The 22,196-nt window shown below is 73.0% G+C and carries 16 protein-coding genes; 15 read left to right on the forward strand and 1 reads right to left on the reverse strand.

The annotated features are described in order from the left end of the window. Positions 1–402 precede the first annotated feature (402 nt). From FHU37_RS29640 to FHU37_RS21950, 11 genes are all read left to right on the forward strand, one after another. Positions 403–3,741 (forward strand): ThuA domain-containing protein, encoded by a 3,339-nt coding sequence (locus FHU37_RS29640; RefSeq protein ID WP_179815816.1) that lies wholly within the window; start codon positions 403–405, stop codon positions 3,739–3,741. 135 nt (positions 3,742–3,876) lie between these two features. Continuing rightward, entirely contained in the window at positions 3,877–5,223 is a 1,347-nt protein-coding gene (locus FHU37_RS21905; RefSeq protein WP_179815817.1) for an inositol-3-phosphate synthase, read from the forward strand. After that, the gene (locus FHU37_RS21910) at positions 5,220–6,338 is read left to right on the forward strand and encodes an SCO3242 family prenyltransferase (protein WP_179815818.1); all 1,119 of its coding nucleotides are present in this window, start codon (positions 5,220–5,222) and stop codon (positions 6,336–6,338) included. Before FHU37_RS21905 ends, FHU37_RS21910 begins: the two co-directional genes overlap by 4 nt. Before the next feature lie 58 nt (positions 6,339–6,396). Then, on the forward strand, positions 6,397–7,998 hold the full coding sequence (locus tag FHU37_RS29405) for an EboA domain-containing protein (protein WP_179815819.1): 1,602 nt from the start codon (positions 6,397–6,399) through the stop codon (positions 7,996–7,998). Positions 7,999–8,012: 14 nt separating this feature from the next. After that, entirely contained in the window at positions 8,013–8,942 is a 930-nt protein-coding gene (locus tag FHU37_RS21920; protein WP_179815820.1) for a TatD family hydrolase, read from the forward strand. A 6-nt stretch (positions 8,943–8,948) separates the two neighbouring features. Further along, positions 8,949–10,217, forward strand: a complete 1,269-nt coding sequence (eboE, locus tag FHU37_RS21925) for a metabolite traffic protein EboE (protein WP_179815821.1) — start codon at positions 8,949–8,951, stop codon at positions 10,215–10,217. Further along, on the forward strand, positions 10,214–11,614 hold the full coding sequence (locus tag FHU37_RS21930; RefSeq protein WP_179815822.1) for an alkaline phosphatase family protein: 1,401 nt from the start codon (positions 10,214–10,216) through the stop codon (positions 11,612–11,614). The genes eboE and FHU37_RS21930 overlap by 4 nt, the downstream gene beginning before the upstream one ends. Positions 11,615–11,746: 132 nt before the next feature. After that, entirely contained in the window at positions 11,747–12,793 is a 1,047-nt protein-coding gene (locus FHU37_RS21935) for an MBL fold metallo-hydrolase (RefSeq protein ID WP_179815823.1), read from the forward strand. A 435-nt stretch (positions 12,794–13,228) separates the two neighbouring features. After that, positions 13,229–13,480: a hypothetical protein gene (locus FHU37_RS28555; protein WP_246450057.1), complete on the forward strand. Its 252-nt coding sequence runs from the start codon at positions 13,229–13,231 to the stop codon at positions 13,478–13,480. 183 nt (positions 13,481–13,663) lie between these two features. Further along, positions 13,664–15,703, forward strand: a complete 2,040-nt coding sequence (locus FHU37_RS21945; RefSeq protein ID WP_179815824.1) for a polymorphic toxin-type HINT domain-containing protein — start codon at positions 13,664–13,666, stop codon at positions 15,701–15,703. A 14-nt stretch (positions 15,704–15,717) separates the two neighbouring features. Then, positions 15,718–15,969, forward strand: a complete 252-nt coding sequence (locus FHU37_RS21950) for an immunoglobulin domain-containing protein (protein ID WP_179815825.1) — start codon at positions 15,718–15,720, stop codon at positions 15,967–15,969. A gap of 57 nt (positions 15,970–16,026) precedes the next feature. Here FHU37_RS21950 and FHU37_RS21955 read toward each other — a convergent pair whose 3' ends face one another. Further along, on the reverse strand, positions 16,027–16,959 hold the full coding sequence (locus FHU37_RS21955; protein ID WP_179815826.1) for a M56 family metallopeptidase: 933 nt from the start codon (positions 16,957–16,959) through the stop codon (positions 16,027–16,029). Positions 16,960–17,338: 379 nt separating this feature from the next. Here FHU37_RS21955 and FHU37_RS21960 point away from each other — a divergent pair, with 379 nt between their 5' ends. The 4 genes from FHU37_RS21960 to FHU37_RS21975 all read left to right on the forward strand — a co-directional run bounded on the left by FHU37_RS21960 (position 17,339) and on the right by FHU37_RS21975 (position 22,151). After that, positions 17,339–18,844: a DUF6421 family protein gene (locus tag FHU37_RS21960; RefSeq protein WP_179815827.1), complete on the forward strand. Its 1,506-nt coding sequence runs from the start codon at positions 17,339–17,341 to the stop codon at positions 18,842–18,844. Between the two features lie 96 nt (positions 18,845–18,940). After that, entirely contained in the window at positions 18,941–20,059 is a 1,119-nt protein-coding gene (locus FHU37_RS21965) for a threonine aldolase family protein (RefSeq protein ID WP_179815828.1), read from the forward strand. A 312-nt stretch (positions 20,060–20,371) separates the two neighbouring features. After that, positions 20,372–21,133 (forward strand): electron transfer flavoprotein subunit beta/FixA family protein, encoded by a 762-nt coding sequence (locus tag FHU37_RS21970; RefSeq protein ID WP_179816476.1) that lies wholly within the window; start codon positions 20,372–20,374, stop codon positions 21,131–21,133. A 55-nt stretch (positions 21,134–21,188) separates the two neighbouring features. Beyond that, positions 21,189–22,151: an electron transfer flavoprotein subunit alpha/FixB family protein gene (locus FHU37_RS21975; protein WP_179815829.1), complete on the forward strand. Its 963-nt coding sequence runs from the start codon at positions 21,189–21,191 to the stop codon at positions 22,149–22,151. Positions 22,152–22,196 lie beyond the last annotated feature (45 nt).

Here is a 22,196-nt window from a genome sequence, read left to right on the forward strand (position 1 = left end):
GAAACGCGTGGGACGAACGGGGCAACGGGGGGAGAACTGCGGGCGCCTCCCGGCGGGGTCCGGCGGCCGGTTCGGCGCGGCGGTGTGCGACCGGGGGGTTGACCCGTCGTCATGACCCGACCTACGTTGACCGCGGACTGAACGAGCAAGCTCCGGGCGCCCCGGGACGGGCGCCCGACGCGCGGCCGGCCACGCCGGATGGACCGCCCGACGGGACCGGACATCCCGACGGGTGCCGGCGGCCCGACGGCCGCGCGAGCGGGCCTGACGCAGCACCAAAGCACGGCGACCGACCTCTTCCGAGCTCCCGTGGCACCGCACCGCGGCGCCGGGGAGCGCATCGCGCGGTGCCCGCCGCCCTCGCGGCCGGCACCGCCGACCGACCTGGAGGAAGTGCTCGAAGTGCCTCGGTTCACCCTCCCCTTCCCGTTCCACCGGGCCGCCGGCTGGCGCCAGCGGCGTGCCCGCACCCTCCGTACCACCGGCAACGGCGCCGCCGGACCCGCCGCGGGAGCCGGCGTGACATCCGCCGCCGCGAGACCCGCCACGAGATCCGGCGCCCCGGCCTCCGGGCGCCGTGCCCGCGCGCTGCTCGGCGCGGGTCTCGCCGCGCTGCTCGGCGCCTCCGCGCTGGCCCCGGCGGCCGTCGCCGCCCCCGACCCGGCCGGGGCGGACCGCCTCGGCGGCTCCCTCGACGTGCTGGTGTTCAGCAAGACCGCCGGATACCGGCACGACTCCATCCCCACCGGCATCGAGGCCATCCGCGCGCTCGGTCGGGCGAACGGCTTCCGGGTCACCGCCACCGAGGATGCAAACGTCTTCAACGACCGCGCGCTGCGGAACTACGACACCGTCGTGTGGCTCTCCACCACCGGCGACGTCCTCGACGACGCCCAGCAGGCCGCGTTCGAGCGCTACATCAACCGCGGTGGCGGATACGTCGGCATCCACGCCGCGGCGGACACCGAGTACGACTGGCCCTGGTACGGCGAACTGGTCGGCGCCTACTTCAAGGGCCACCCGCCGGTCCAGCCGGCGACGCTCCACGTGGAGGACCACGACCACCCCTCCACCGCGCACCTGGACGCCACCGAGACCAAGACCGACGAGTGGTACGCCTACCGGACCAACCCCCGCGACTCCGTGCACGTCCTCGCCACGCTCGACGAGGACTCCTACGACCACGGCGGCGGGAACAACGCGATGGGCGGCGACCACCCCATCTCCTGGTGTCAGGAGCATGACGGCGGTCGGGCCTGGTACACCGGCCTCGGCCACACCAAGGAGGCCTGGGCGGACCGCGACTTCACCGCCTCCGTGCTCGGCGGCATCCTCACCACCGCCGGCCGGCTCCCGGCCGACTGCTCCTCCACCGTGCCGGACAACTTCGACCAGGTCGCCCTCGCCCGCGGCGGAGACGTCCTCGGCGAGGCCATGTCGCTGGCCGTGCTGCCCGACGGCGGCGTGCTGACCACCGCGCGCGACGGGCACGTCTACTACACCCGCGAGGCCGGCATCACCACCACCGCGGCCACCATCGACGTGTACACCCACGACGAGGAGGGCCTCCAGGGCATCCAGGTCGACCCGGACTTCGCCCGCAACCGCTGGGTCTACCTCTACTACGCCCCGCCGCTGGACACCCCCGCCGGCGACGCCCCCGGCAGCGGCACCGCCGAGGACTTCGCCGCGTTCGCCGGCTACAACCAGCTCTCCCGGGTCAAGTTCGACCCCGCCAGCGGAACCCTCGACATGTCCACCGAGCAGCGGATCCTGCGCGTGGACACCGACCGCGGCCTGTGCTGCCACGTCGGCGGCGACATCGAGTTCGACGCCGCCGGCAACCTCTACCTGTCCACCGGCGACGACACCAACCCCTTCGAGTCCGAGGGCTACAGCCCGCTCGACGACCGGCCCGGCCGCAACCCCGGCTACGACGCCCGCCGCACCTCCGGCAACACCGACGACCTGCGCGGCAAGGTCCTGCGCATCAAGGTGCGCCCGGACGGCAGCTACACCGTGCCCGACGGCAACCTCTTCCCGCCCGGCACCCCCGGCACCCGCCCGGAGATCTACGCCATGGGCTTCCGCAACCCCTTCCGGATCTCCGTCGACGACGCCACCGGCACCGTGTGGGTCGGCGACTACGGCCCGGACGCCGACCGGCCCGGCGAGCGCGGCCCGGCCGGACAGGTCGAGTTCGCCCGGGTGACCGAGCCCGGCAACTACGGCTGGCCGTTCTGCACCGGAACCAACACCGAGGCCGAGACCTACGCCGACTACGACTTCGCCACAGGCGAGGTCGGCCCCCGGTTCGACTGCGCCGGCGGCCCGGTCAACGACTCCGCCCACAACACCGGCCTGCGCGACCTGCCGCCCGCCCAGCCCGCCTGGATCGCCTACGACGACTGCTCGGTGCCGGAGTTCGGCTGCGGCAGCGAGTCCCCGGCGGCCGGCCCGGTCTACGACTACGACCGCCGGCTGAAGTCCGACACCAAGTTCCCCGAGCACTACGACGGCCAGGTGTTCCTCTACGAGTACGGCCGCCGCTGGATCAAGCCCACCGAGGTCGAGCGCGACGGCTCGCCCGGCACCATCGGCTCCCTGCCCTGGTCCGGCACCCAGCCGATCGACATGACCTTCGGCCCCGACGGCTCGCTGTACGTCCTCGACTACGGCACCACCTGGTTCGCCGGCGACGACAACACCGCCCTGTACCGCATCGACTTCACCGGCGGCGCGCACGCGCCCGTCCCGAAGGTCACCGCCGACGTCGGCCACGGGCAGGCGCCGCTGACCGTGCACCTGTCCGCCGAGGGCACCACCGACCCCGACGGCGACACCGACCTCGACTACGGCTGGGACCTCGACGCCGACGGCACCGTGGACGCCACCGGGACCGAGACCACCCACACCTTCACCGACAACGGCGTGCACCGCCCGCGGCTGGTCGTCACCGACCCCAGCGGCCGCAGCGCCGCCGCCACCACCACCATCATCATCGGCAACACCGCGCCGACCATCGAGTTCACCACTCCCACCGCCGGCCAGTTCCTCAACTTCGGCGAGACGGTGCACTACCAGCTCACCGTCAGCGACGCCGAGGACGCCGCCATCGACTGCTCCCGGGTGAAGGTGACCTTCGCGCTCGGCCACGACAGCCACACCCACAACCTCAACGAGGCGTCCGGCTGCTCCGGCACCATCACCACCGGATCCGCCGAGGGCCACGACACCTCGCAGAACGTCTTCGGCCTGCTCATCGCCAGCTACACCGACGCCGGCGGCGGCGAGGGCATCCCCTCCCTCACCGGCACCGGGACGGTCGTGCTCCCCAACAAGCACAAGCAGGCCGAGTACGCCAGCCGGATCTCCGGCGGCACCACCGCCCAGCGCGCCGGAGCCGAGGGCGGCTACGCCGTCACCGGCCTGGAGCCGGGGGACTGGATCTCCTACGACCCGATGGACTTCGCCGGCATCGACACCTTCTCGCTGCGGGCCTCCACCGCGGTGGAGGGCGGCAGCGTCGAGGTCCGCGCCGGTGCCCCGGACGGCCCGCTGGTCGCCGGACCGATCACGCTCCCGGCCACCGGGGCCGGCTCCTGGGCCGACACCGCGCCGGCCCCGGTCACCGACACCGGTGGCGAGGCCACGGTGTTCCTGGTGTACCAGGGCCCGCCCGGATCCTCCGCCGAGTTCGACGCCATCACGGTGACCGGCCGGGGCGCCGCCACCGGATGACCCCGCCGGCCCGGTCCGACCCGCCCCTGACCCCCGACCCCTGACCCCCACCCCGTCCCGCCGGACCACCCCCGGCCCGGTCGCCCCACGCGACCGGGCCGGGCCCCATGTCCCCCCGGAAGCGAGCAGCCCACCATGACAGCCCCCACCCCCTCCGACCCGCGGCCCGGCACCGGGGCCACCCCCGCCCCCGGCCGAACCGGCGTGTGGTTCGTCGGCGCCCGCGGCTCGGTCGCCACCACCGCCGTCGTCGGCGCCGCCGCCGTGCGCTCCGGCCTGGCGCCGACCACCGGCCTGGTCGCCGAGCACCCCGACCTCGGCCACGCCGGCCTGCCCCCGCTGGACGCCCTGGTCTTCGGCGGACACGACGTCACCAGCACGCCGCTGCGCAAGCGCGCCGAGGAACTCGCCGCCGGCGGCGTCCTGCCCGGCGCCCTGCCGCGCCTGGTCGCCGCCGACCTCGACGCGGCCGACGCCGAGATCCGCCCCGGCCTGCTCGCCGCCACCCCCGGATCCACCCCCACCAGGACCGCAACCGGCCCGGCGACCGGGACGGCGGGCGGCGAACGCCCGGCCGACGCCGTCGACCGGATCGCCGCCGACCTGGCGGACTTCCGCGCCCGCCACCGGCTGGAGCGCGTCGTCGTGGTCAACGTCGCCTCCACCGAACCCCCGCTGCCCGCCCGCCCGGAACACACCACCTGGGCCGCGCTGCGCCGCGCCCTCGACCGCGGAGCCGGCGTGCTGCCGCCGAGCTCCCTGTACGCCTGCGCCGCCTTCCAGGCCGGCTGCCCCTTCGTCGACTTCACCCCCTCCACCGGCGCCCGGCTGCCCGCCCTGGAAGAACTGGCCGCCACCCGCGGCCTACCCTGGGCCGGCAGCGACGGCAAGACCGGGGAGACCCTGCTGAAGTCGGTGCTCGGGCCGATGTTCGCCACCCGCCGGCTGGCCGTGCGGGCGTGGTCCGGCACCAACCTGCTCGGCGGCGGGGACGGCGCCACCCTGGCCGACCCGGCCAACGCCGCCGGCAAGCTCGCCTCCAAGCAGCGGGTCCTCGCCGGCACCCTGGGCGAGGCGGTCGACGGCGAGGTGCACATCGACAACGTCGCCGCCCTCGGCGACTGGAAGACCGCCTGGGACCACGTGCTCTTCGAGGGCTTCCTCGGGGTGCGGATGACCCTCCAGTTCACCTGGCAGGGCTGCGACTCCGCGCTGGCCGCCCCACTCGTCCTCGACCTGGCCCGGTTCACGGCGCGCGCCCACCAGGTCGGGATGACCGGACCGCTGTCCGGGCTCGGCTTCTTCTTCAAGGACCCGGCCGGGGACGCCGGACACGCCCTGCACGAGCAGTACCTGGCGCTGCGCGCCCTCGCCGACCGGCTCGCCGCCGGTCCGCGCAGCCCGGAACCCGCCGCCTCCGACGCCTCTACCGCCTCCGATGCCTCCACCGCCTCCGCCCGGACCACGGAGGACGGGCGATGAGCACCCCCACCGTCCTGTCGGCCCGCGCCGTGCTGCGATCGGTGCGCCGTCAGCTGACCGGGGCGCGGCACCGGGCGGCCGCGGCGGACGGCGCCGGCACCGGGCCGGTGCCCCGCCCCGCCCCGCTCGCCGCCACACCCCCCGCACCGACCCCCACCCCGACCGGGCCGGCGCCGCTGCTGCCCGCCCCCGGTGTGCTGGCCGAACTCGTCCGGCTGCCCGCCGTGTTCACCGCCCCCGGCGACGTCCTGGCCGGGGCCGCCTGGGCCGGGTACCCGTACGGCGCGCGGGGCACCGCGGCGCTCGCCGCCTGCTCGGCCTGCCTCTATCTGGGCGGTATGGCGCTCAATGACTGGGCGGACCGTGAGGTGGACGCCGAGGAGCGGCCGGAGCGGCCCATCCCGTCGGGGCGGGTGCGGCCCGGGGCGGCGTTCGGTGTCGCCGCGGGGCTGACCGCCGCGGGCCTCGGCATCGCCTGGTGGGGCACCCGCTCCCGTTCGGCGACCGCCGGCGCGCTGGCGGTCGCCGCCACGGCCTGGAGCTACGACCTGCTCGCCGCCGGCCGGCGCGGCGGACCGGCCACCATCGCCGCGGCCCGCGGGCTCAACGTGCTGCTCGGCGCCGGCCCCCGCCGGGCGACGGCCGCCGCCGTCCCGGCCGCCCTCACCGCCGTCCACGTCCACGGGGTGACCCGGCTGAGCCTGGACGAGGTGACCGGCTCCACCGTGGCCCGGGTGGACGCGGCCCTGCGGACCACGCTCGCCGTGACCGCCGGCGCCGCCCTCTCCGCCGCCGCCCCGTCAGCCGCCCCGCGCTCCCAGGCCCTGGCCCGCCTCCGGCCCCGGACACCACCGGCCAACCTCCCGGTCACCCTGGCCACCGCCGGCCTCGCCGCCGGCTTCGCCGCCGCGGCCGGGCGGCCGCTGCTGACCGCCCGCCGAGTCCCCGGCCCCGGCCAGGTACGCGGGGCGGTGGGGGAGGGCGTGCGGGCGCTGCCGCTGCTCCAGGCGACGCTGGCCGCCGCGGCCGGCTCCCCGCTCGCCGCGCTGCCCCTGCTCGGCCGCTGGGCGGCCCGCCGCACGGCGGCCCGCCTGCGCCGCGCCGTCATCACCTGACCGAGTCGGCACCTGCCACGTCGACGCCACACCCACACCATCGGAAGGGGAGAGCACCGTGCGGTTCGGTTATGGAACCAATGGTTTTGGTGACCACCGTCTTGCCGACGCCCTCGACGTGATCGCCGAGCTGGGATATTCCGGCGTTGCGCTGACGCTGGACCACCATCACCTGGATCCGTGGGATCCGGGTCTGCCTCGGCGGACGGAGGATCTGGCCCGGCGGTTGGACCGGCTCGGTCTCGATGTCGTCGTGGAGACCGGGGCGCGGTACCTGCTGGACCGGCACCGCAAGCACCAGCCGACCCTGCTGTCCGAGCCGGAGGGTGCCCGGCTGCGGGTGGATCTGCTGCGCCGTGCGGTCCGGGTGGCGGCCGATCTGGGCGCGCAGGCGGTGTCGTTTTGGAGCGGCACCCCCGATGCGGTGCTGCCGGCCGAGGAGGCGTGGCGCCGCCTGGAGGCGGGCTGCCGGGAGGTCCTGACGGAGGCCCAGCGGTACGGAGTCATCCTGGGTTTCGAGCCGGAGCCGGGCATGTTCGTGGACACCCTGGCCGGGTACGGCGAGTTGCGGGACCGGCTCGGTGCCCCGGAGGGGTTCGGGTTGACGCTGGACATCGGGCACTGTCGCTGTCTGGAGGACGGCGCGATCCCGGACCTGGTGACGGCCTGGGGCGGCGAGGTCGTCAACGTGCAGATCGACGACATGCGGCGCGGGGTGCACGAGCACCTGGAGTTCGGCACCGGCGAGATCGACTTCCCGCCCGTCCTGGCCGCGCTGGAGGCCACCGGCTACCGCGGCCTGGTCAGCGTGGAACTGCCCCGACACGGCCACGCCGCGCCGCGCGTGGCCCGGGAGAGCCTGCGCTTCCTCCACCACGCCGCCGACACCGCCGGCGTCCCCGTCACCGGGCCACGCCCCACCGCCGTCTCCCGCCCGGCCTCCGCCCTGACCTCCATGCCAGCGGACTCGGTCACGGACGCGGCCCCGGCCGCCCCCACGGACCCGCTCGCCACACTGGCCACCGCGCTGCGCGCCGCCGTGCCGCCGCCGGCCGACGCCGAACTGGCCGCGCTGCGGGCCGAGGTGACCGCCGATCCGGACCGCCTGCCGCTGCTGCTGCCCCGGGCCGCCCGGCTCGCCGGTGAACGGCCGCTGCACGCCGGCCCGGCCGCCAGCCCCGAGCACACCGGCGGCTGGAGCCTGGCTGACGCCGCCCGGGTGCTGCTGCTCGCTGCGCCGGTGCTGGTCGGTAAGCCCTACGTCGATCTGCTGGTGGACGCTTATCGCGGCGGTGATGCCGATGAGCGTCGGGCGGTGTTGCACACCTTGGATTTCACCGGTCCGCGGTTGAGTGATCCCGATGCTGTCGCGGCTGTCGTGCAGGTTCTGCTGCTGGATGCGTTGCGTACCAATGACACGCGGTTGGTCGCTGCCGCGCTGGGCCCGTGGGGCGCCGCCGTGCTCCCGGCGCCGGCGTGGCGTCAGGCGGTGTTGAAGTGCCTGTTCACTGGCATTCCGTTGGCTGCGGTGGGTGGTCTGCCCGAGCGGGTGGATGCCGAACTGCTGCGGATGGTCGGTGATTTCGCCGCCGAGCGCACCGCCGCCGGTCGCCCCGTACCCGACGACGCCCTGGCCGTGCTGCGCCTGGGCCGGAGCTGAATGGAGCCGCGCTCATGCGCATTTTCGATCCGCACATTCACATGACCTCGCGGACCACCGATGACTATGAGCGGATGTATGCGGCGGGGGTCCGTGTTGTGGTGGAGCCGTCGTTCTGGTTGGGGCAGCCGCGCACCAGCGTGGGCAGTTTCGTGGATTACTTCGATGCGCTGCTGGGCTGGGAGCCGTATCGCGCGGCGCAGTTCGGTATCCGGCACCACGCGGCGATCGCGTTGAATCCCAAGGAGGCGGAGGATCCGCGCTGTCGGGGTGTGCTGGATGTGCTGCCGCGGTATCTGGTGAAGAACCGGGTGGTGGCGGTCGGTGAGGTCGGCTATGACTCGATGACGCCGGGTGAGGACGAGGCGTTCGCCCACCAGTTGCAGCTCGCCATCGAGCACCACTTGCCGGTGTTGGTGCACACCCCGCATCGGGACAAGGCCGCCGGCACGCGCCGCACGCTGGATGTGGTGCGGGAGTCGGGGATCGATCCGGCGATGGTGTTGGTGGACCACCTCAATGAGACGACGGTGCGGATGGTCGCCGACTCCGGTTGCTGGATGGGGTTCTCCATCTACCCCGACACCAAGATGGACGAAGAGCGCATGGTGTTGCTGCTCGCCGAGTACGGCACTGACCGGATGCTGGTGAACTCCGCCGCCGACTGGGGCCGCAGCGACCCCCTGAAGACCCGCCGCACTGGTGAGGCCATGCGCGCCGCCGGCTTCTCCACCGACCGGATCGACCAGGTCCTGTGGCGCAACCCCGTCGCCTTCTACGGGCAGAGCGGCCGACTCGACCTGCCCCCGGACACCCTCGACGCCGAACCGGGCCGGGACGACCCCGCCCAGGCCGCCCCGCCCGCGACACCGGTGCCCGCCCTCGCGGCCCCGGACGGGACGTACCTGGGTAACTCGGTGTTGCGCGGCGCGCGGAAGGAGTGAGTGGTCATGCGTCTGCGGCACCGTGATGGCACCACCGTGCACCTGGCCTACTGCACCAACGTGCACCCCGCCGAGACCCTGCCTGATCTGCTGGACCGGCTCGATCGGCACGCCGTGCCGGCCGCCGCCCTGCTCGGTGACGAACGCCTGGGCGGTGGCCGTCTCGGGGTCGGGTTGTGGTTGCCGGCGCCCGTCGCCGCGCACCTGGCGGCCGATGCGGCCGCGGTGCGGCGACTGCGCGCCGAGCTGACCGCGCGCGGGCTGGAGACCGTCACCCTCAACGGCTTCCCCTACCGCGGCTTCGGCGACCCGATCGTCAAGGGCCGGGTCTACCACCCCGACTGGACCACCCCCGACCGCGCCCGCTACACCGCCGACCTGGCCGCCGTGTTGGCCGGTCTGCTCCCCGACGACGCCGCCCGCGGCAGCGTCTCGACCCTGCCGCTTGCCTGGCGCACCCCCTGGGACCGCGCCCGCGCCGCCCAGGCCACCGAGCGGCTGCGCGCGCTCGGCCACGCCCTGGCCGACATCGAGGCCCGCACCGGCCGCACCATACGGGTCGGCCTGGAGCCGGAGCCCGGTTGCGTGGTGGAGACCATCGAGCAGGCCGTCCGCCACCTGGCCGGCACCGACCCGCGGCGGATCGGCGTCTGTCTGGACGCCTGCCACCTCGCCGTCGCTCACGAGGAGCCCGGCACGGCCCTGGACCGGCTGGCCGCCGCAGGCGTCCCGGTGGTCAAGACGCAGGCGTCCTGCGCCATGGTGGTGCCGCGTCCGGCCGACCCGGAGCACCGCCGGGCCGCCGTCGAATGGGTGGAGCCGCGCTACCTCCACCAGGTCCGTGAGGCCGCCGGCGGCCACCTGGGTGTGCCGCCGTTGGCCGTCGACGATCTCCCGGAGGCGCTGGAGTGGCCGGGGGGCCTGCCCGCCCGCAACCCCTGGCGGGTGCACTTCCACGTCCCCCTGCACGCCGACCCGCCACCACCGCTGACCACCACCCGCCCCGCCCTGCTCGACACCCTGGATGCGCTGTTCGGTGGCCGGCGGGCCCTCACCGACCACGTCGAGGTCGAGACCTACACCTGGACCGCCCTGCCGGACGGCGTGGCCGGCACCACCCGCCACCGCGACCGCGACCTCGCCACCGACATCGCCGCCGAACTCGACTGGACCCGCCGGACCCTGCTCACCCTCGGCCTGACACCAGCGAGTGCCACGGCCACCGGTGAATCCACCACCGCCGAGATCCCCAGCACCCCGGAGCCCACGCGATGACTGACCGTCCCACCCCGCTGCTGGTCCTCGACGTCGTCGGGCTGACCCCCCGCCTGCTGCCCCACATGCCCAACCTGCGCCGCATCGCCGAGTCCGGCTTCCAGGCCCGCCTGGACACGGTGCTGCCCGCCGTCACCTGCACGGTGCAGTCCACCCTGCTCACCGGCGCGATGCCCGACGAACACGGGATCGTGGGCAACGGCTGGTACTTCCGCGACCTCGGCGAGGTCCTCCTGTGGCGCCAACACAACGCCCTGGTCAGCGGCGAGAAAGTCTGGCAGACCGCCCGCACCCGCCACCCCGGCTACCGCGTCGCCAACATCTGCTGGTGGTACGCCATGGGCGCCGACGTCGACTACACCATCACCCCACGCCCCGTCTACCACGCCGACGGCCGCAAAGACCCCGACTGCTACACCCACCCACCCCACCTCCACGACACCCTCACCCACGAACTCGGCCCCTTCCCCCTCTTCCAGTACTGGGGCCCCACCGCCTCCATCACCTCCAGCGCCTGGATCACCGAAGCCACCCGCCGTCTCATGCTCCGCGAACGCCCCGACCTCACCCTGGCCTACCTCCCCCACCTCGACTACGACCTCCAACGCCACGGCCCCGACCACCCCACCGCCACCCACGCCGCCACCGAACTCGACACCGTCCTCGGCCCCCTCCTCGACGACGCCCGACGCACCGGCACCACCGTCCTGGCCCTGTCCGAATACGGCATCACCAACGCCCGCCGCCCCATCGACATCAACCGCGCCCTACGCCGCGCCGGCCTCCTCCACGTCCACACCCAGCAAGGCATGGAATACCTCGACCCCTGGACCTCCCGCGCCTTCGCCGTCGCCGACCACCAGATCGCCCACATCTACATCCGCGACCCCCACGACCACCCCCGCGTCCGCGCCGCCCTCGCCGAACTCGACGGCATCGCCCACCTCCTCGACGACACCGGCAAAACCACACACCACCTCAACCACGAACGCGCCGGCGACCTCATCGCCCTCGCCGAACCCGACGCCTGGTTCACCTACTACTACTGGCTCGACGACACCCACGCCCCCGACTACGCCCGCCTCGTCGAAATCCACCGCAAACCCGGCTACGACCCCGCCGAACTCTTCATGAACCCCACCGACCCCTACGTACGGATACGCGCCGCCACCGCCCTGCTCCGCAAACGCCTCGGCCTGCGCTACACCATGAACGTCGTGCCCCTCGACCCCAGCCCCGTCCGCGGCACCCACGGCCTGCTGCCCACCCACCCCGACGACGGCCCCGTCCTCCTCTGCACCGACCCCACCCCCACCCGCGACCACTACCACGCCACCGAAATCAAGGAACTCATGCTCTCCCTGGCGGGCCTGAGCGCACCGGTGCACACGCACTGACGTGCGGTGATATGCATATCGATATGGCGCTGATCGCCATATCGATCTTGGACAGGCCCGGCGCCCCTCTGCTGTGCTTCCGTCACGCCGACCGAGACGGCTCGGTCGCGACGACTGGAGCGGAGACGCGTGATGTGTGAGGCACACGGGGGCGGTCAGGACGCCGCGGCGGTCAGCCGGCGCGGCATGGTGCGGACGACGCTGCTGAGCGGCGCCGGGGTGGCCGGCGTCGCGGCCGGACTCGCCGCGGCCCGCCCGGCCGCCGCGGCCCCGGCGACCCCGGCCGCCGCCGCGACCCGGATCGGGCGGGGGACGGACGGCCGGGCCGGGGTGACGCTGCGCTGGCTCGGGGTGGCCGGCTGGGAGCTGGCCTTCGACGGGCGGGTGCTCTACTTCGACCCGTACTTCAGCCGGTTCGACGACACGGTGCCCGGCGGCCCGCTCGACCTCCACCCCGAGGTCATCGAGGAACTGCTCGCCACCGGACGACTGGCCGGCACCGCACCGGAGCTGATCATGATCAGCCACGGCCACTACGACCACATGGCCGACGTGCCGTACCTGCTGGACCGCCCGGCGTGGCGGGACCGCACGATCCACGTGATCGGCACCGAGACGCACCGCCACCTGCTCACCGCGATGGGCGTCACCCGCAGCGTGATCACCGCGACCGGCGGGGAGCACCTCAGCTTCGGCGACGGCGCCTACAGCGTGGAGGTGATCCGCAGCCTGCACAGCCAGCGGTCCGGCTACGGCGTCTTCGCCCCCGGCACGCTGACCGCCCCTCCGGAGCGTCCGCCGGCCACCATCCACGACCTGCTGGAGGGCGGCACCCTCGCCTACCAGGTGACCGTCCCCGGCCGGCTGAAGGTGCTGATGTTCGGCGGCACCAACTTCGCCGCGCGGGAACTCGCCGGCCTGCGGCCGGACGTGGTGATGGTCTCCATGACCGACCACTCCCGGGTGCACGACTACCTCGGCCGCCTGCTGCGGGCCCTCGGCGAGCCCCGCTACCTGCTGCCGAGCCACCACGACGACATGCGCACCCCCTTCGGCTCGTCCCGACTGCCCGACACCGTCCGCCACGAGGTGGTTGACGAGCTCCGCGCCGCCGTCCGCGCCGCCGGCCTGTCCACCCAGGTCCTCCCGGTCACCCACCTGGAGCCCATCCACCTCTGACCGGGCCGGGGCGTCGGAACGGGCACCGCCGGCCGCGCCCGTTCCGTCGCCCTTGGTGACACATCGGGGCTCCCGCCGACTTCGCACCGGTAGACCCGGATACGGACCAACAGGCGGCGCACGCGGCATCCCGCAGTGAAGAATGGACTCTCACGCCATCTGGGTGCAGCACCCTCGGTGACTGGAGGATCATGGACAGGGATGCGAATCTGATGGAAATGTTGCGCCGTCTGGATGATCCCGAATGGCCAGAATTTCCAGCCGGCTACAGTGCAGCCGAGGCCGCAGCTTCATTCGACCGCCTGGTCGCACAGCTTGGCTCCCGTTTCTCGACGCGTTGTGAGAGCGAACGAGACACCCAGGACTCCGCCGAGTACGGCCGGGTCGAGGTGCCGGGGGAAGCCACAGTGTGCGGGACCAGGATCGGTTGTCCTGGTGAGCAAGTTCGCGCCCCTGACCATGGTGGCGGCCGACAACCCTGGCGCCTTTCTGGGGACGGACCAGGCGCGTGCAGAAGGTGAACTCGACGCGAGTGACCTGGAGAAGGTAGAGGAAGTCCTTGCTGCATCGGGGTATGTCGCGGTTCCGGAAGAGCTGCTTATGACCCCCTATGACGGAGCCACCCTCCTGCGTTTCCACGGCTCCGGGGAGCCTAGTTGGTGGGACCGGTTCTTCGGCATCTTCTGAGCGGCCATGAATTTCCCGGGATCGAAGGGCGGATGCTCGCTGGTTCACGCAGGGATCGGACGCCTTGGGGAGGTCGCGGACATGCCAGCTTATTACGGATATGTCCCCGCATGCTTCGGGGGGTCCCCCTATTTTCAGGATCTCATGGGCCGATCACGGATCGAAAGCCCTCCGCCCCGCGCTGTGGTGACGGTGGCCTCCCGCGACTACGACCCCTACGGCGCGGTCACCGCCAGCACCGGCACCGGCGCCAACCTCGGCTTCCAGGGCTCGTGGACCGACCCCAGCACCGGTCGGGTGAACGCCCAGGCCCGCTGGTACACCCCTGGCACCGGCACCTTCGCCTCCGCGGACACCGCCGCCGTCCCCTTCACCGACGCCACCTCGACCAACCTCTACGGCTACGGCGGCGCCAACCCCACCAGCCACTGGGACCCCAGCGGTCACTTCCTCGGCATCCTGGACGACGTCGACCAGGCGTTCCGCGACATCTGGGACTCCAACCGCTTGGACGACGTCTTCCGAGGCGTGGGCGACTTCGTCGACGGGGCGGTCGACGATGTCGGCCGCGCGGCGAAGGGCGTCAACTGGGGCGGCGCCCTCCGCGTAGGAGCGGGCTGGGCCGCCCGGCTGGGGCTGCGCGCGGTGCCGGTCGTGGGCACCGTGATCGCCGTCGCGGACGCCGTTGGACTCCTCTACTACATCGTCAACCAGGACGGCAGCCTGTCGCGGGTCGAACGGCCCACCGGCAACAGCAGCGTCCGACCTGGCGGGTCCACCACCGCGACGGACACCGCCGTTCGGCGCGCCCCGGACGCCGCCCGCCCGGAAGCCCGACCGCCCAAGCCGGCCACCCCGCCCACCCCACCGGCCCCCTACATCACTGGCACCAAGACCACCAACAGCACCAACGCGTGGAGCACGCAGAGCAGTTGGTGGGACGACACCTACCTGTACAACCGCACCGACGACTACACCTTCACCACGCACTACCTGTGGACGTACTGGTCGGACGGCTCGTGGAACTCCCGGATCTCCGGCACCTCCTGGACGCACCACTACCAGATCACCGCCCAGCTGTTGATCGACCTGTCGAATCCGATCACCTCACCATCGGTGGATCCGGTCGACCCGGGTGCGCCGTTGACCCCGGAGTCGGCGAGCCCGTCCGGGGTGTGCGGGGGTGGCGGCAGCATCGTCGACTGTCTCGGCCTGCAGCGCGGCGGCACTGTCCCACCGGACACCTTCGACAACGCCGGCTCCTGCACGGCGGTGGTCGGCTTCCAGTGCACCGGCGGCGGCCACCTGCTGGACCCGGCGACGGGCGAGGTGTACTGCAACCCGACCGGCACGGGCGTCGGGGTGTGCACCCCGATGGAGGACCGGGCGGGCGGCGCACAGGCCACGTCGGCGTCCCGGGGCAGTTGCGTCGACAACAGCTTCACCCCGGACACCCCCGTCCTGATGGCCGACGGCACCCGCAAGGCCATCGCGGATGTGGAGGTGGGGGACCGGGTCCTGGCGACTGATCCGGCCACGGGCCGGACCGAGGCGGAGACGGTCACCGACCTGATCGTGGGGGAGGGCGTCAAGCACCTGGTGGACCTGGTGGTGGACACCGACGGCGAGGCGGGCGGTGAGACCGCCACCCTCACCGCCACGGACAACCACCCCTTCTGGGTCGAGAACACGAAACGGTGGACCGACGCCGACGACCTCAACCCGGGCGACACCCTCACCACCGCCGACGGCACCACGGTCACCGTCGCCTCCCTGACCTGGTACTCCGCCACCCTCCGCGTCCACAACCTCACCGTCTCCGACCTCCACACGTACTATGTGCTGGCGGACGAAACGCCGGTACTCGTTCACAACAGCAACTGCTCTCTCGATCTTGACTTCGCTTCAGAGTCGGGGGCGTGGATTGACCCGTCGGATCAGCGAGGGCAGTACACCCTGGCTGGGCGCGCCCTCCAGAAGCACGCGGGGCGCAACGGGAACCCGAATGGTTGGCCTACGCCATCTGGAAGGCAGAATCCTCAGGCTTGGAATGCAACTGGTCAGGATGTGCTCGATGAGATTCTCACCCATCCGGGGGCTGTCGAGACGCGTGGCCGGGGACGGATCGGCGGCCAGTGGCAAGGCGTCATCGACATCCGCCTTCCGAACGGGCTCGGGGCCAGGTTCGGCACTGACGGCAGATTCTCCGGGTTCTTGGACTGAGGTGAGGGGGCGAGATGCGTACTGTGAAGTTCGGTGAGCACGAAATCGAAGTGGTGGATTTTGAGGACGTGACTGCGGCGGAGCGAGTGATCGAGTTTCGCTTCGGCGGTGATCGGACGTCGAATTCTTTCGCTGCGGTCGTTGTTCCTGAAGGGGGCGGCTGGCCTTCGGCTGTGCTGAGTATCGATCCGCAGTTCGGTGACGTCCCGGCAGCGTTGATGGTCGCGCTGATGGAGGTCGCCCGGGAGATGATCGAAGCAAGGTAGGCAGTAGCGAACCCTGAAGCCTGCCAGGTGATGCCTGGCAGGGCTTTGCGTGGCGCGTCACAGCACGGACAGGCCCGGGGCGGCGGCCAGGAGGACGGGGAGGAGGGGGACGGCCAGGGCGGTGACCGTCACGCCGAGGCGGGCGGAGGGCGGGAGGCGGTCGGGGCCGAGGAGGAGGCGGTCGGCGCGGCGGGCGGTCTCGCCGAAGGCGAGGCGGCGGTGGCCGGGGGAGCGGCGCTCGTTGAGGCCGATGAGGGCGAGCGCGGTGGACAGGCGGCCGTGGCGGCGGGAGGCGGCGTCGTCGGCGGCCATCTCGACCAGGGTGTGCACCTGCTCGGCGAAGGCCGCGAAGACGGGGACCCGGGGGAAGGCGGCGGAGAGCGCCCAGGCGGACTGGAGCAGCCAGTGGTGGCGGTAGCGGGAGTGGTTGTGCTCGTGGGTCCGCACGGCCTCCAGCTCCTCGGGCGTCAGGCGGCGCAGGGCGCCCGTGGAGACCACCAGGCAGTCCGCCAGGCCCGGCAGTGACCAGGCCTCGGGGCGGGGGTCCTCACGGACCACCAGGCGCCGTCGGCGCGGGGGCGTCTCACCGGGCATCAGCGGGGCGGCGCCGAGCAGTTCGCGGCGGCGCCGGCGGCGGGTGGCCCGCGCGATCAGGATCTGCCGGCCGAGGCTGAGCAGCACGTGGGCCCCGGCCAGGGCGAGGGCCCCGGCGCAGACCGCGCTCCACGGGTGCCAGCCCTCCAGGTCGTATGCCTGCGGCACCTCGCTGGGCGCGCCGGTGAAGAGGCGTTCGCGCAGCGGCTCCCAGGCGGCGGCGGTGGTCAGCAGCAGGGCGAGGGTGAAGGCGGTGAGCACGGCCACCACCAGGCACTGCCACACCCACAGGCCGACGATGGGCTCCCTGACGGTCCACCGGGCGCGCAGCAGCAGACGGGGGCCGGCGGCGGCCAGCAGGCCGCCGAAGACGACCAGCATGAGGGGAGTGGTCAACGGCGAACCTCGCGGCAACTCGGTGACCTGGTCGGTGACCTGGGTTCAGGGCAGGGGTGGCACCGCGCGACGGCACTCCATCCTGCGACGCCGCACGGAAGGGGGTGGCCCGGCCGGACGGGCGGCCGAGGGCCAGGGAACGTCGCCGAGCAACTCCCCGGCGCGCGCCCTAGTGGGCGTCAGCGTAGGGCAAAGTCGCCGGGCCGTCTCGGTGCTGGGACGGCGAGTGACGTACTCCACTCGGATCCGGTCACTCGGCCGCGGTCCGGGCGGGGGTCACCCCAATGGGTGCGGCCGTGCGGCGCCGTCTTGTCGCTGATGAAATCATCGCCCTAGGGTGGCCTTGCAGGTTAGATTCTTCTGTGAAGGCGGTCTAGCGATGAAAAATCTCCCGAAGCTCGATGTTTCGACTCCGGTCAGCACCGCCACCGGGGCGCTCGACCATCCGGCGTGGAGCCGGCTGAAGACCGCCGTCGAGACGATCCGCCCCCTCCAGGCCCGGGACGGCTCGATCCCCGCCGAGGGCCCCGCCGAAGGCCGTGCCGAGGGCCGCGTCGAGAGCCCCGCCGAAGACCGAGTCGAAGATCGCGCCGAGACCGGCCCCGCCCAGGCCGGCCGCGCGGAGGTCGGCGCGCCGCACGCCGTGGCCCGCGCCGCGCTCGCCGAGGTGGTGGCCTCGGTCGGTGAGCTCGCCCCGCTCTTCCCGCACGACGCCGCCTACCTCGACGCCCTCGTCGCCGACCTGGAGCGGTGGGGCCGGGACGGCTTCGGCGTCCCCGACTTCCTCGACTCCCTGCTCGCCTTCCAGCCCTCGCGGGACCGCCGGGACGGCCGGGAACACCTCGTCGTCTTCCCCATGTACACGCAGAACGGCAATCCCAACCGCAACCTCGAAGCGCTGTTGGTGCGGGTGGTGTGGCCGGAGTGGCTGGCGAGGCTGGAGGCGGACCGGTACGACAACCCGATGTTCGTGCCGATCAGCTTCGTGGACTTCACCGCCGGCTACGACACCGACTCCGCCGTGCTCTTCCCGGAGACCGTCTCGGTCCGCGAGGTGCCCGGCCGCTACTCCTGGGGCGGCATCTTCTGCGACCGCGAGGCCGTGCGCTTCCGCCGGGTCTCCAGCGCCGCGGTCGACCTGCTCGGCCTCCACCCCATGCCCGAGGAGGCCCGCCGGCTGCTCACCGACCAGCGGCACGCCCTGGAGACCTTCGTGCTGTGGGACCTCGTGCACGACCGCACCCACAGCCACGGCGACCTGCCGTTCGACCCCTTCATGATCAAGCAGCGCAACCCGTTCTGGATGTACGCCCTGGAGGAACTGCGCTGCGACCTCACCGCCTTCCGGGAGGCCGTCCGGCTGGAGGCCGAGGGCGAGCCGCACGGCCGGTCCGTGCAGTACGCGGTCTTCTTCGACCGGCTCTTCCGCTTCCCGGTGACCGGCAGCCGGGTCCGCAACTACGACGGCCTCGGCGGGCAGCTGCTCTTCGCCCACCTGCACCGCTCCGACGTGCTGCGGTGGACCGACAACCGGCTGTGGGTGGACTGGGAGGCGCTGCCCGGCGCCGTCGTCGCCCTGCTGGAGCGCATCGAGACGCTCTACCGGGAGGGCATCGACCGGCCGAAGGTGGTGCACTGGATCGCCGCCCACCGCATGGTCTCCGAGTACCTCGCGCCGCACCCGGCCTCGCGCTGGGCCAGGGGCGTGGACGCCCTGCCGGTGGACGGCCCGCCGCGCGGCCTGGTCGACGCCGTGCTCCCGGACGAGTTCCCGCTGAGCATGTTCTACGAGACGCTGCACAAGAAGCTGAAGGACGTGATCTCCTCGACCCGGGGCATCACCGCCGACGCCCCGGAAACGCGGAGCCGGCCCTCCGCGGCCTGACCCGCCACGACCGGCACCCCGCCACGGCCTACCCGACCGGCCGGCACGCCCCACGACCGCCACCCCACCACCCATGAAGGAACGGAACACCACCCGATGACCGGCTCCGCCGCCACCCCGGCCGCAACGCCCACGCCGAGCACCGACGCCCGTCGCCGCCACGACCCGGAGCGCCGCGGCTTCGCCAGCGACAACTACGCCGGCATCCATCCGGAGATCCTGGCCGCCCTCGCCGAGGCCAACGGCGGGCACCAGACCTCCTACGGCGAGGACGCCTACACCGAGCACCTCCAGGAGGTGTTCCGCGCCCACTTCGGCCCGCAGGCCACCGCGTACCCGGTGCTCAACGGCACCGGCGCCAACGTCGTGGCGCTCCAGGCGATGAGCGAGCGGTGGGGCGCGGTCGTCGTCGCCGACTCCGCGCACGTCCACGTGGACGAGTGCGGGGCGCCGGAGAAGGTGGCCGGGCTGAAGCTGCTGCCCGTGCCCGCCGAGGAGGGCAAGCTGACCCGTGAGCTGATCGACCGGGAGGCGTGGGGCTTCGGCGACCAGCACCGGGCCCAGCCGGGCGTCGTCTCGATCACCCAGTCCACCGAGCTCGGCACCTGCTACACCCCGGAGGAGATCGCCGCGCTGACCGAGCACGCCCACCAGCACGGCCTGAAGGTGCACCTGGACGGGGCCAGGATCGCCAACGCCGCCGCCACGCTGGACCTCCCGCTGCGCGCGTTCACCACGGACGTCGGGGTGGACGTGCTCTCCTTCGGCGGCACCAAGAACGGCATGATGCTCGGCGAGGCCGTCGTGGTGCTCAACCCGGACGCCGTGCGCGGGCTGCCCTACCTGCGCAAGGCGGCGATGCAGCTCGCCTCCAAGCAGCGGTTCCTCTCCGTGCAGTTCGAGGCGCTGCTCGCGGGCGACCTGTGGCTGCGCAACGCCCGGCACGCCAACGCGATGGCGCGGCGGCTGGAGGCGGCGGTGCGGGAGGTCCCCGGGGTACGGGTGGTGCGGCCGGTGCAGGCCAACGCCGTCTTCGCGCTGCTGCCCAGGGACGTCACCGAGCGGCTGCAGAAGCGGTTCCGCTTCTACACCTGGGACGAGGCGACCGGCGAGGTGCGCTGGATGACCTCCTTCGACACCACGGCGGAGGACGTGGACGCCTTCGCTGCGGCGCTGGCCGAGGAGATGGCGCACGCCGGCGAGGCCGGTCGCTGAACCCGGCCGCCGCGGTCCGTCGCGGCTCCCCGGCAGGCGCCCGTGGCCGGCCGCCCTTCGCGGCGGCCGGCCACGGGCGTCACCGCGTCCGCCGAAGTTGTCCGGGAAGGGCTTGAATTCTTGTTCTTACCCATGGGTAACATTCTCTGTGCGAGGCCGTGCGGCCCTCAGACCAGCCGCCCGTGTCACCGCCCTGGTGCGCCGGCGCCGGAGAACTAGGCTGCCGGTGGGCGTACGAGGCATGTGCGCGACGAGCATGGTTGATTCGAACGTGACCAGTACAGGAGACCGCCCGTGAAGATCGTTGTCTGCGTGAAGTACGTCCCGGACGCCTCGGGCGAGCGCGGTTTCGCCGACGACCGCACCACCGACCGCGAGGAGGTCGACGGTCTGCTCTCCGAGCTGGACGAGTACGCGGTGGAGCAGGCGCTGCGCATCGCCGAGGCGGCCGGTGACAGCGAGGTCATCGCGCTGACCATGGGACCGGACGACGCCGAGGACGCCGTGCGGCGCGCCCTGCAGATGGGCGCCGACCGCGGCGTGCACGTGAGCGACGACGACCTGCACGGCACCGACGTCATGGGCACCTCCAAGGTGCTCGCCAAGGCCATCGAGCACATCGGCTACGACCTGGTGCTGTGCGGCATGTCCTCGACCGACGGTGGCATGGGCGTCCTGCCGGCGCTGCTCGCCGAGCGCCTCGGCGTCCCGCAGGTCACCCTGCTCTCCGAGGTCGCGGTGGCCGACGGCGTGGTCACCGGCCGGCGGGACGGCGACGCCGCCACGGAGGAGCTGTCGGCCTCCCTCCCGGCCGTCGTCTCGGTCACCGACCAGTCCGGCGAGGCCCGTTACCCCTCCTTCAAGAGCATCATGGCGGCGAAGAAGAAGCCGGTCGAGGAGCTCGACCTGGACGACCTGGGCCTGGACGGCGACGAGTTCGGCCTGGACGGCGCCTGGACCGCCGTGGACGACGTCACCGCCCGTCCGCCGCGCCAGGCGGGCAAGGTCGTCACCGACGAGGGCGAGGGCGGGGTGCAGCTCGCCGACTTCCTGGCGAGCCAGAAGTTCGTCTGAGCCCGATCCCTCCCTCGAAGCCCCCACGCCCCACCAACATCAGGAGAGCACAGCCATGGGTGACGTCCTCGTCCTCGTCGACCACGCTGAGGGCAGCGTGCGCAAGCCCACCCTCGAACTGCTGACCCTGGCCCGCCGTCTCGGCCAGCCGGTCGCCGTCCACCTCGGGCCCGGTGCCGAGGCCGCCGCCGCGGTCCTCGGCGAGTACGGCGCCGCGACCGTGCACGCCGTGGACGCCCCGGAGTTCGAGCAGTACCACGTCGTGCCCAAGGTGGACGCCCTGGAGCAGATCGCCCGTCAGGTGGAGCCGGCGGCGATCCTGGTGCCGTCCTCCGCCGAGGGCAAGGAGATCGCGGCGCGGCTCGCCCTGCGCCTGGAGGCCGGCCTGATCACCGACGCCGTCGACGTGCGCGCCGGCGACGAGGGCCCGGTGACGACCCAGTCGGTGTTCGCCGCCGAGTGGACCACCACCTCCCGCGTCACCAAGGGCACCCCGGTGATCACCGTCAAGCCCAACGCCGTCGCCCCGGAGCCGGCGCCCACCACCGCCTCGGTGGTCCCGGCCACCGTGTCCTTCTCCGCGGCGGCCACCGGCACGAAGGTGACCTCCCGCACCCCGCGCGCCACCACCGGCCGCCCGGAGCTGACCGAGGCCGCCATCGTGGTCTCCGGCGGCCGCGGTGTCGGTGGCGCGGAGAACTTCGCGCTGATCGAGGCCCTCGCGGACTCCCTCGGTGCGGCCGTCGGCGCCTCCCGCGCCGCGGTGGACGCCGGCTGGTACCCCAACAGCCAGCAGGTCGGCCAGACCGGCAAGTCCGTCGCCCCGCAGCTCTACGTCGCGGTGGGCATCTCCGGCGCCATCCAGCACCGCGCCGGCATGCAGACCTCCAAGACCATCGTGGCGGTGAACAAGGACGAGGAGGCGCCGATCTTCGAGCTGGCCGACTTCGGTGTGGTCGGCGACCTCTTCCAGGTCGTCCCCCAGCTCACCGAGGAGATCAAGCGCCGCAAGGGCTGACGGCGCGACGGGCCCACGGGCCCAGGCCCCAAGGGCCCAAGCCTC

Source organism: Allostreptomyces psammosilenae (assembly GCF_013407765.1).
GTDB lineage: Bacteria > Actinomycetota > Actinomycetes > Streptomycetales > Streptomycetaceae > Allostreptomyces > Allostreptomyces psammosilenae.

Bases quoted from the DNA above. Each gene is read 5' to 3' on its own strand.
- FHU37_RS21905 (WP_179815817.1), top strand. From the start codon at position 3,877: ATGACAGCCCCCACCCCCTCCGACCCGCGGCCCGGCACCGGGGCCACC.
- FHU37_RS21910 (WP_179815818.1), top strand. From the start codon at position 5,220: ATGAGCACCCCCACCGTCCTGTCGGCCCGCGCCGTGCTGCGATCGGTG.
- FHU37_RS21920 (WP_179815820.1), top strand. From the start codon at position 8,013: ATGCGCATTTTCGATCCGCACATTCACATGACCTCGCGGACCACCGAT.
- eboE (WP_179815821.1), top strand. From the start codon at position 8,949: ATGCGTCTGCGGCACCGTGATGGCACCACCGTGCACCTGGCCTACTGC.
- FHU37_RS21930 (WP_179815822.1), top strand. From the start codon at position 10,214: ATGACTGACCGTCCCACCCCGCTGCTGGTCCTCGACGTCGTCGGGCTG.
- FHU37_RS21935 (WP_179815823.1), top strand. From the start codon at position 11,747: ATGTGTGAGGCACACGGGGGCGGTCAGGACGCCGCGGCGGTCAGCCGG.
- FHU37_RS21950 (WP_179815825.1), top strand. From the start codon at position 15,718: ATGCGTACTGTGAAGTTCGGTGAGCACGAAATCGAAGTGGTGGATTTT.
- FHU37_RS21960 (WP_179815827.1), top strand. From the start codon at position 17,339: ATGAAAAATCTCCCGAAGCTCGATGTTTCGACTCCGGTCAGCACCGCC.
- FHU37_RS21965 (WP_179815828.1), top strand. From the start codon at position 18,941: ATGACCGGCTCCGCCGCCACCCCGGCCGCAACGCCCACGCCGAGCACC.
- FHU37_RS21975 (WP_179815829.1), top strand. From the start codon at position 21,189: ATGGGTGACGTCCTCGTCCTCGTCGACCACGCTGAGGGCAGCGTGCGC.